Source organism: Egibacteraceae bacterium (genome assembly GCA_040905805.1).
Classification (GTDB): Bacteria; Actinomycetota; Nitriliruptoria; order Euzebyales; family Egibacteraceae; genus DATLGH01.
Genome location: JBBDQS010000038.1, coordinates 1 through 8,729 on the forward strand (window position 1 = coordinate 1; position 8,729 = coordinate 8,729).

Below are 8,729 nucleotides of genomic sequence, written 5' to 3' on the forward strand. Positions count from 1 at the left end.
AATAGACCGTGATGTCGACCACTGGACGCCCCTGCTCGAAATGGCTGCTGTGTCCTGGGAACCCAGCGGCGGGCGGCCGCCATTCCCAGAACCGAGAACATCGTGCCAGCGATCCGCGAGGAGGTGCGCGGGGAGCCGGCCCGCTATTCCCGCAGCACCGTCGTGACGATCGAGACCACAAGTGCCACCAAAGCGGCGAGTCCTGCGACGAGCAACGACTCGCCGAGCGCGTCCCCGCCGAACAGTACCGGGCCGCGCAGCCATCCGACAGCGTCGAGCGCGAACGCCATGATCACGGCCGCGGTCGCGCCGCCGATGACCGCGGCCAGCGCCTGCCGTCGTCCGGCGGGCGCTGCGGACAGCCGCAGGTAGGGATAGGCCCACGCCACCAGCGCCGGAGCGAAGTGATATGTGGCATCCGGACGCCGGCCGGCGAGCAGCGCCCACACCGCAGCCACCAGCAGCGTGGCGGCCACCGCCCACCAGGACCGTCCACGGCCCGTGTCCTCCGCGTCCATGTGTGTCCTCCGTTGTCAAACGGGGAACCCGCCCGTGCGTGCCGGACTTCCCTACCGGCATGATGGCCGGTCGGCTACGAGGAGGTCGAGCGGGCTGTTCGTGACCTTGTCAAGACATCCGCGCCGAGGTGCACCTGGGCGAGGTGGTCGGCTCGGTCGGGCTACCGAGGCGCAAGGCCCGCGAGGCTGCCTACGACCTTGCGGTCGCCACCCAACAGCTGGCCGATCTCGCCGAGACCCGCGCCATCGACGAAACCGTCGAGCTCGTCGGGCTCGTCGGGCTCGTCATCGATGCCACCACCGATCGGATCCTCGGCGGTCACATCGCCGGGTTCGACGCCGGCAACCTCGTCCACGAAGTCGTCATCGCCATGGCGTGCGGTGCCGACCGCTGGAACACATGAGCGGCGCGACGGGTTGCCCAGTCGTGACGGCACCGATGCGCCCATGCTTACGACCGTGTTGGCCGATGCCGGGGTTGCGACGCCCGCCACCAGAGGATCGGCGTCGATGACGGCAACCGGAACTGTGCTGGTGACCGAGCAGCGAGGATGTGCACCATGAAGAGTCGGTCCGCCCGATGAGCGACACGCCGATCGGTGAGCACGCGCTGCTGTCGGACTGCCACAGCGCCGCGCTGGTGGACTCCGCCGGGTCGGTGGAGTGGTGGTGCGCGCCACGGTTCGACAGCCCGTCGCTGTTCGCCCGCCTGCTCGACGACCGCGCCGGGCACTTCAGCATCAGCCCCGTCGAAGCCGCCCAGGTGACCCGCCGCTACGTCGACGGGACCCTTGTACTGACCACCACGTTCGACACCGAATCGGGCACCGTGGAGCTCACCGACGCGCTCGCCATGGGCCAGGGAGTGCGGGGACATGACCTCGGCGCCGGATCGCCGCGCGCCCTGCTGCGCCGTGCGGTCTGCACTCGGGGGACCGTCGAGCTCGAAGTCGACTTCACTCCACGGTTCGAGTACGGGCTGACCAGCCCCGTGGTGCACCGTGACGACGGCGGGCTGGTCGCCCGTGGGGGACCCGCCACGCTGCGGCTGTCCACGAACGTTGCCCTGGACGTGGAAGGCGCCCGCGCCCGGGGCCGGGTCGTGCTGGACGAGGGCCAAGCCGCCAGCTTCGCTCTGGAGCACACCTCCAGCTGGTCGCAGATCCCGCCCCCGTGGAGCCAGCAGCGGATCGCCGACCGGCTCGACGACACCGTCGCGGCATGGCGGTCGTGGGAGTCGGCGCACCAGCGCTACGAGGGCCCCTATGCCGATCTGGTCCGGCACAGCGGCCGGGTGCTCCAAGGGCTGACCTACCAGCCCACCGCAGCGATCATCGCCGCGCCGACCACTTCGCTGCCCGAGACGGTCGGCGGCCAGCGCAACTGGGACTACCGCTTCACCTGGGTCCGTGACGCGAGCTTCACCCTCGACGCGCTGTGGGTGGCCGCCTGTCCCGACGACGCCCGCGACTTCCTCACCTACCTGACCACCGTGGCGAGCACCTTCCACGAGTCGGGGCAGCTGCAGATCATGTTCGGCATCCGTGGCGAGCGCGACCTCGCCGAGCGGACTCTCGACCGGCTCGACGGCTGGCGGGGCAGCCGGCCGGTGCGGGTCGGCAACGGCGCCTGGAACCAGCGTCAGCTCGACGTGTACGGCGAGCTGCTCGCGGCCGCGCATCGGCTGCGTGACCAGCTCGGCGCGTTCGACGACCTCGACCGGCGCTTCCTCGTCGGGTTGGCCGACGCCGCCGCGGCGAGCTGGCAGCAAGCCGACCAGGGCATCTGGGAGATGCGGGGCGAGCCCCGCCACTACCTGTACTCCAAGCTGATGTGCTGGGTGGCGCTTGACCGCGCCATCGACCTCGCCCCGCTCATCGGCGCGCAGGACAGGGTGGCAGCGTGGGAGCGGACCCGAGCGCAGATCCGGACGGTGATCCTCGAACAGGGCTGGAACGCCGAGATCGGCGCGTTCACCCAGGTGCTGGACGGCAGCGAGCTGGACGCGTCCAGCCTGCTGCTCTCCCATGTCGGGTTCCTGCCGCCCGACGACCGCCGGGTACTGGACACCATAGAGGCGACCGAGCGCGGGCTCACCGACGCGAAGGGTCTGGTGTACCGCTACCTCGGCGACGATGGGCTGGCCGGGGACGAGGGCGCCTTCCTGCTGTGCACGTTCTGGCTCGCCGAGGCGCTCGCGCGCGCCGGGCGGCCCGCCCAGGCCCGGGAGGTCTTCGACCGGGCCGCCCGATACCGCAACGACGTCGGGCTGCTCGCCGAGGAGGTCGACCCCGACAGCGGTGAGCTGCTCGGCAACTTCCCGCAGGCGTTCAGCCACATCGGGCTGATCAACGCGGCCTGGGCGATAAGCCAGGCCGAGCAGGGCCGGCAGCCCACGGAACCGGCGAACCAGGAGCAACCATGACCCGATTCTTGGGCCTCATGGCCGCCGGCGCCGCGGCTGGCGCCGGCGGCACCCTCGCCATGGACCTCGTGTGGTACCGCCGCTACCGCAAGGGCGGCGGCCGCTCTCGGGGCAGACCCAGTTCCTCCATGACGGCGGCACAGCGTGGCCGCCGAACTGGTTGCGCAGCGTCGCGATGGCCCGCATGGCCGGCGAGTCGTCCTGGCGTGAGGCGAAGCGCGCGAACAGCGCTGCGGCGATGGGGGGTCATGCTCGCGGCCATCTTGCCAGCCCGATCATCGCGATCTTCATGCCCTCACCTTTCGGAAGTCGCCGATCCGGACGCGCCCGGCGCGCCGGTCGCGGTCCCGCAGCGCCTGGAGGTCCCCGGCAGCCGGCGCGCCCTCCAGTGGGGCGAACCCGAACCGCTGCCCACGGGATCGGAAGGTCATCGTCGCCCGCAGTCACAAGTGGCAAGCACACCCCGGTTGGGAGGCCCGCCCTTGTACGGTCCTTCCACCGGTTGGAGTGGGGGGCTCCCCGAGTGGAGCGACGCCGGGGTGACGATCGACCAGGTCGCGGAAGAACCGATCTGCCGTCTCGTCCTCGGGGTAGACCAGCTCCACGCGGACCTCGTCCAGGGTGACGTCGGCGACCGACTCGAACCGTGCGGCGACCGTGATCGTGCGGATCAGCGCACCGTCGATGCGAAACCGCGGGCAGATGACCCGCCCTGATCGCTGCTCGCGCTGCTCGGGGGCGGCGCCCAGTGCGGCCCTGGTCTCGCCATGCAGTTCGAGCAGGACCTCGTCGTCGGGGAAGCGCAGCAGGTCTGCGGAGAGGCGCTCCAGCAGCGCGGCCGCGACGTCGGACCAGTTCTCGATCAGCGGACGCAGCGGTCCGAGCACGAGGCGCACGGTGTTGCGCTCGGCGAAGCCGGCGAGGAACCGCTCGGCGGCGCGGTTTGCCTCGACCATGTTCCAGTGCCGGTCGACGACGAAGCCGGGGAAGGGCTCATGAGCGTGGAGCAGCCGGTCGATCACCCGCTGGAACGGTGCGAGATCGTCGGCCGCGAGGTCGCCTTCCGGATACGTCGCTGCCAGGCCCGCCATCTCCAGCAGGCGATTGCGCTCACGCAACGGGACGTGCAGCGCATCGCCGAGGCGCTCCACCATCACCCTGCTGGGCCGGGACCGGCCGGTCTCGAGATACGAGACGTGGCGCGTGGTGGTCGCTGCGGTGGTGGCCAGCTCGAGCTGGCTGACCCCTCTGAGCCGGCGCCAGTGTCGCAGTCCCCGCCCGAACGGTGAGCTCTCCACGGGTGCAGCATCGCAGGGGCGCCGGACACCCGTCCATTCCCTGATCGGGTATCGCCAGCACGCTGACGCGGTGGTTCGCTGGTCGAAACATCACATCGATTCGGGAGGACGAGCACATGCAGCGCACCGAACACGCCTCACCCTCGCCGACCGGTGACCACGGACGCTTGCTCGCCACCGCCATCAGCTGCAACGCCCTGTTCTCCACGGCGACCGGTGTGGTGCTGCTGGCCGGCGGCTTCCTTGGTCTCGACCGCTGGCTGGGCGCCGACGCCTGGCTGCTCGGCGGGGTCGGTGGCGCACTCGTGATGTTCGCTGGGCTGCTCGTGTGGTTGTTGTCTCAACCGCAGCACCTGGCCGTGGGCGCACGCCTGGTCGTCGCTGCCGACGCGGCCTGGGTGGCCGCAGCGGCGCTGCTTCTCGCCGCGTTCCCCTCGGCGCTGACCCCCGCCGGCAGGACGGCCTTGGCCGTGGTCACCGCCGCCGTCGCGGCGCTCGCCGCCGCGCAGCTGATCGGGCTGCACCGTCTCCGCCCAGGCCCGGTGACGGGAACAACTCCCCTCGCGCTGCGGGTCCAGCGGGTCATCGATGCCCCCGTCGGGCGGGTGTGGCAAGCGGTGTCCGACGCCGGCGACTACGCCCGGTTCGCGCCCGGGATCGCCGCCACCGCGATCGTCTCCGGGGCAGGCCAGTGCATGGTGCGGGTCTGCACCGACGACCGTGGCGGCCAGTGGGCCGAGCGCTGCACCCTGTGGCAGGAGGGCACCCGCTACCGGATGACCGTCGACGTGGACTCCTACCCGATCGCCTACCGGATGCTGCTGCACGAGCTCGCCCAGACCTGGACCGTCGAGCCGTCCACCGACGCCACCGTGGTCACGCTGACGTTCGACGGGGCGGTCAAGCTCGGTGTCCTCGGCCGACTCGCAGCACGGCTGCTGGGGAACCCACGCCGGTTGGAGGCGATCCTCGACGCCTACGAGCGCGACCTGACCCAGGCACCGTTGCGCAGAGGAGCCGGCTAGCCGACCGTCCCGCTGAGCGGCTTGCGTCGGCGGGCCTGCTCGTAGCGGTCGAGGAACGCCTCGACGTTGGCCGCGCTCGTCCAGTCCGACCGGGACAGGATCCGTCCGCCGCGCCCGACCACCCACGTCATGTTGGGCAGCAGCCCGTAGGCGCGGTGTGCTGTCCCCTCGAGGCCGTCCACGAGGATGGGACGGCGCATACCGACCTCGTCGCGCAGCAGCCGGGCGTTGGCGAGCTTCGTCGCGAACGAGTCGTGGTGGCCCACGTGCTCACCCGGGTGCATGGGTGCAGGTATACCTACCGGTGCGTTCGGACGCTGGCTGAACGCCCTTGACCCCGCTCGAATTGCGTGTCTAGGTGAGACGGAATGGCTGCGGCCGGAGAGGTGTTACCCCCCACATCGTGGAAGCCACGCGCGCCCGGATCAGCACGACCCTGGCGCGTCTGCGCGCCGTGGAGCGGCGCACCAGACCGGTCCAGCCCGAGGTCCGTGCAGCGCTGGACGCGCGTTGGCGGGAGCTGCCCGAGCACGTGCGCACCAGCGCGCAGATGCTGGGTCGCAAGTTCACCGGCTGCGAGGGCACCCAGGGTGTCTTCCCGGCCTGTAACTTCGGCTGCCGGCCGTGCTACCACGCCGCCAACGCCAACCGGGTGCCGGTGGACGGGGCCCACACCGTCGCCGCGGTCACCGAGCAGATGGCCTACCTGCGCGAACGGCGGGGCCCGGGCCAGTACGCGCAGCTGATCGGCGGCGAGGTATCCCTGCTGGCCCCCCAGGCGCACGCCGAAGCGCTGGAGGTGATGCGCCGCCACGAGCGCTTCCCGATGAGCTTCACCCACGGCGACTTCGACTACGACTACCTCCACCAGGTCGCGGTTCGCCCCGACGGGACGCCGCGGTTCGACGTGCTGTCCTTCGCGGTCCACATCGACAGCACCATGCTCGGACGGCGGGGGGCCAAGCGTCCGGACAGCGAGGCGCAGCTGCACGACGAGCGACGGCGCGTCCGGGCGATGTTTCACCGCCTCGAGCGCGAGCACGGTGTGCGGGTCCACCTCGCCCACAACATGACCGTCACCCCGGCCAACGTCGGTGAGGTCGCCGAGGTGGTGGCGGTGTGCCGTGAGCTGGGCTTTCGGATGTGCTCGTTCCAACCGGCCGCCCAGGTCGGCGACCAGCGCCGCTGGCATGCCGACTTCCGCGCGCTGTCCGACGACGCGGTGTGGGCCGAGGTCGAGCGCGGTGCCGGCGCCCGCCTGCCCTACAAGGCGCTGCAGGTCGGCGACACCCGCTGCAACCGCGTCACCTGGGGGCTGTGGGCGGGCGGGCGCTACGTGCCCGTCCTGGACGACGCCGACGCCCGTGACCTGCGCGCACGGGATGCGTTCCTGCGGGTGCTGCCCGGCAACCTGCTGTTCGCCCCACGGGCGCTGGCCGCCGCGCGCGTCCTGCGCGCACTGCTGTCGCGGCCCGGTGACCTGCCCGCTATCGCCTCCTGGGCCCTGCGCTATGCGACCCGGCTCGGGCCCGGCAGCCTCAGGGGTGTGCACCCCACGACCTACGTCATGCACAGCTTCATCGACGCCGCCGAGGTGGGCCCTGCGTGGGCGCTGCTCCAACAAGGCGTGGTCGCCGAGGACCCCAGGATCCGCGCCGCCCAGGAGCGTCTGCGAGCCTGCGCCTACGGGATGGCGCACCCTGAGCTCGACCAGATCGTACCTGCCTGCGTCCAGCACAGCGTGCTCGACACCCAGGGCAACGCCGAGCTCATCCAGCTGCTGCCCCGCCGCAACCAGGAGGCAACCCGTGCTCATCGGTGAGCTCGCCCGCGCGACGGGCGTGACCGCGAAGACCCTGCGCTACTACGAGGACGAGGAGCTGCTGCACGAGCCTGACCGGACACCCGGCGGCTATCGCGACTATGCGGCCGACGTGGTCGCGCGCGTGGAGTTCATCCGCCGGGCCCAAGCGGCCGGGTTGACCCTTCGACAGATCCACGCAGTCCTGACCATCCGCGACGACGGGCAGGCGCCGTGTGTCCATGTCGCCGAGCTCGTCACTGAGCGCCTCGCCGACGTCGAACAGCGCCTGCGGGAGCTGCGCCAGACCCGCGCCCAGCTGCGGCAGCTCCAGCATCGGCTGGAGGCGCTCGATCCTGCCCGGTGTCAACCCACCAGCATCTGCTCGGCTATCCAGCCCGCGGGCTCTGCGCCACCTTCTCGGACTTAGCGCTTGACCTTCCAGTCAGATGGAGGGCCTACGGTCGGTCCATGGATGTCACCGTACTGTACTTCGACGGCTGCCCGAACTGGCAGACCACCGCCGCACGACTGACTGAGCTGGCGGGCGAGGTCGACCTGCGGATCAAACGCGTACGGGTGAGCACCCCCGAGGAGGCAGCGGCCACCGGGTTCCGAGGGTCGCCAACGGTCCTCGTCGACGGCCATGATCCCTTCGCCACGGGCACCGAGCCCACGGGCCTAGCATGCCGGATCTACCAGACACCTGACGGACCCCAGGGCTCACCCACCATCGAGCAGCTGCGCCAAGCCCTGGTGTAGGTCCCGTCAGGCTGTGGGGTTTCGCCGTCCCGGGTCAGCCGAGACAACGCCGCCATCGAAACGGCGCCGTCGAGCGCGTGTGCGGTCAGGTCGGCGTCGGCGACGTCGAACGCGCCGTCGGCGACGCCGGCTTCGAGCACCTCTCGAAGCGGGCGTAGGACCGACGCTTGCACGGCGGCCTTGAGGGCATCCCCCTGCGAGAGGACCGCCAGTCGACTCACGAGCATCGTGCACAGCACGGGTTGAGCGGCCACGGTCCGCACGGTGGTGGACAACAGTGCTTCGACCTGCCTGGCGGGTCGCCGTCCTCGCCGGCCGCGCTGGCTATCGCAGTGCCGATCCGCTCCACCTTGTCGAGCAGCAAGAAGTCGAGCAGCTCCTCCGGACCGGAGAAGTGGTAGTAGAGCGTGGCTCTGGCCACACCCGCCGAGCGCGCCATCTGGTCCATGCTGGGCGGTCGGTCGCCCGCCAAAGCCTCCTCGGACACCGCGCGCAACCGCGCAGCCATGCGGCGCTAGGGGGCCGGCCTGGCACGACCTCGACCTCATCGCCGCCCGCGAAGACGGCATGTGGATCCACCCCGACTGGCTGTCGGAGATGTTCCGCGCGCACGTCAAGGCGACGGGCCTGCCCAAAATCCGGCTGCACGACCTCAGGCATACGCACGCCAGCCTGCTCCTGGCTCGAGGCGTGCACCCCAAGATCGTCTCCGAGCGGCTCGGGCACCACTCCGTGGCGTTCACGCTCGACACCTACGCCCACGTCATGCCCGGGATGCAAGCCGAGGCGGCGGAGAGCCTGGCCTCCCGTTGTCGAGAGTGGAAGGAGCGGACACAGCGGTTTGACGAGCCGGAAGCACACCCCGTCATGGACCGTCACGGGGCGTCTGTGACCATAGTT

9 protein-coding genes and 1 pseudogene are annotated in these 8,729 nt (G+C 70.9%); 7 read left to right on the forward strand and 3 right to left on the reverse strand.

Annotation, left to right across the window (positions count from 1 at the left end):
* Window positions 1–143: 143 nt before the first annotated feature.
* Window positions 144–518, reverse strand: coding sequence for a hypothetical protein (locus WD250_05045; GenBank protein MEX2619567.1), 375 nt, complete (start codon window positions 516–518; stop codon window positions 144–146).
* 128 nt (window positions 519–646) lie between these two features.
* Here WD250_05045 and WD250_05050 point away from each other — a divergent pair, with 128 nt between their 5' ends.
* Window positions 647–922 (forward strand): hypothetical protein, encoded by a 276-nt coding sequence (locus WD250_05050; protein MEX2619568.1) that lies wholly within the window; start codon window positions 647–649, stop codon window positions 920–922.
* A 176-nt stretch (window positions 923–1,098) separates the two neighbouring features.
* The gene (locus tag WD250_05055) at window positions 1,099–2,943 is read left to right on the forward strand and encodes a glycoside hydrolase family 15 protein (GenBank protein ID MEX2619569.1); all 1,845 of its coding nucleotides are present in this window, start codon (window positions 1,099–1,101) and stop codon (window positions 2,941–2,943) included.
* A 443-nt stretch (window positions 2,944–3,386) separates the two neighbouring features.
* On the opposite strand, the gene WD250_05060 is transcribed toward WD250_05055, so the two are convergent.
* A complete protein-coding gene (locus tag WD250_05060; GenBank protein MEX2619570.1) occupies window positions 3,387–4,241 on the reverse strand; it encodes a helix-turn-helix transcriptional regulator in 855 nt (284 codons plus the stop codon).
* A 116-nt stretch (window positions 4,242–4,357) separates the two neighbouring features.
* On the opposite strand from WD250_05060, the gene WD250_05065 reads away from it, so the two are divergent.
* Entirely contained in the window at window positions 4,358–5,266 is a 909-nt protein-coding gene (locus WD250_05065) for an SRPBCC family protein (GenBank protein MEX2619571.1), read from the forward strand.
* Between the two features lie 41 nt (window positions 5,267–5,307).
* Here the strand turns inward: WD250_05065 and WD250_05070 are convergent.
* Window positions 5,308–5,547: pseudogene (locus tag WD250_05070) on the reverse strand (deiodinase-related protein).
* 122 nt (window positions 5,548–5,669) lie between these two features.
* On the opposite strand from WD250_05070, the gene WD250_05075 reads away from it, so the two are divergent.
* The 4 genes from WD250_05075 to WD250_05090 form a co-directional block, all read left to right on the forward strand.
* Window positions 5,670–7,088, forward strand: coding sequence for a hypothetical protein (locus tag WD250_05075; GenBank protein ID MEX2619572.1), 1,419 nt, complete (start codon window positions 5,670–5,672; stop codon window positions 7,086–7,088).
* Window positions 7,075–7,497 carry a heavy metal-responsive transcriptional regulator gene (locus WD250_05080; protein ID MEX2619573.1) on the forward strand — a complete coding sequence of 141 codons (423 nt, stop codon included), beginning with the start codon at window positions 7,075–7,077 and terminating at the stop codon, window positions 7,495–7,497. The genes WD250_05075 and WD250_05080 overlap by 14 nt, the downstream gene beginning before the upstream one ends.
* A 41-nt stretch (window positions 7,498–7,538) precedes the next feature.
* Window positions 7,539–7,829, forward strand: a complete 291-nt coding sequence (locus tag WD250_05085) for a hypothetical protein (GenBank protein ID MEX2619574.1) — start codon at window positions 7,539–7,541, stop codon at window positions 7,827–7,829.
* A gap of 567 nt (window positions 7,830–8,396) precedes the next feature.
* Window positions 8,397–8,729: tyrosine-type recombinase/integrase (locus tag WD250_05090; GenBank protein ID MEX2619575.1), on the forward strand; the 333-nt coding region annotated here is incomplete at its 3' end.

Bases quoted from the DNA above. Each gene is read 5' to 3' on its own strand.
- WD250_05045 (MEX2619567.1), bottom strand. From the start codon at position 518: ATGGACGCGGAGGACACGGGCCGTGGACGGTCCTGGTGGGCGGTGGCC.
- WD250_05055 (MEX2619569.1), top strand. From the start codon at position 1,099: ATGAGCGACACGCCGATCGGTGAGCACGCGCTGCTGTCGGACTGCCAC.
- WD250_05065 (MEX2619571.1), top strand. From the start codon at position 4,358: ATGCAGCGCACCGAACACGCCTCACCCTCGCCGACCGGTGACCACGGA.
- WD250_05085 (MEX2619574.1), top strand. From the start codon at position 7,539: ATGGATGTCACCGTACTGTACTTCGACGGCTGCCCGAACTGGCAGACC.